Source organism: Vibrio sp. 10N.222.49.C9 (assembly GCF_041474985.1).
GTDB lineage: Bacteria > Pseudomonadota > Gammaproteobacteria > Enterobacterales > Vibrionaceae > Vibrio > Vibrio crassostreae_C.
Window position 1 is genome coordinate 1 of record NZ_JBFRVD010000603.1, and the last position, 628, is coordinate 628.

Genomic DNA, 628 nt, shown 5'->3' on the forward strand with positions numbered 1-628 from the left:
AGTTTAATTCTAAGCAAATTGAAAATCATGCTGACTATCGACTACTTGGTCGCGCGGCTTTAAATGCTCTACTTGGTTATAAAGAATCAAACCTTTACATTCGAGGTTTAATTCCACAATTAGGGTTCAACTGTACTTCCGTTTACTACGAGAGAAAAATTAGAGAAGCGGGAGAATCTAAATACCCACTAAGAAAAATGCTTTCACTTGCTCTTACAGCTATCACCTCTACAACCACTACCCCCTTAAGGTTAATAACGTACATAGGGTTAATAATTGCTTTACTTTCATTCGCAGGCGGAATGTACGCTATCTATGTTAAATTAACAATGGACTCTATCGACGGGTGGGCATCTTTAATGACAAGTATATTTTTTCTAGGAGGGGTACAACTGACTGCGCTAGGCATCATAGGGGAATATGTAGGTAGAATCTATATTGAGTCTAAACATCGCCCTTAAATTTATAATTGAAGACAAAACATAGTATATTCTCGCATTGTAATACACTCATACACTCGCTAGCCAAGAAGAAAAAGACCGCAAAGCTTTCGCTTTACGGTCATCTTTATACTTTGTATCTAAGCTAGAAGCTCTTTCGCCGTCTTCACTACGTTTTCAGTAGTGAA

The 628-nt window shown here is 37.7% G+C and carries 1 pseudogene; it reads left to right on the plus strand.

Annotation, left to right across the window (positions count from 1 at the left end):
• A pseudogene (locus tag AB4585_RS24685) lies at nucleotides 1-461 on the plus strand (glycosyltransferase); the annotation flags it as partial.
• Nucleotides 462-628: the final 167 nt, after the last annotated feature.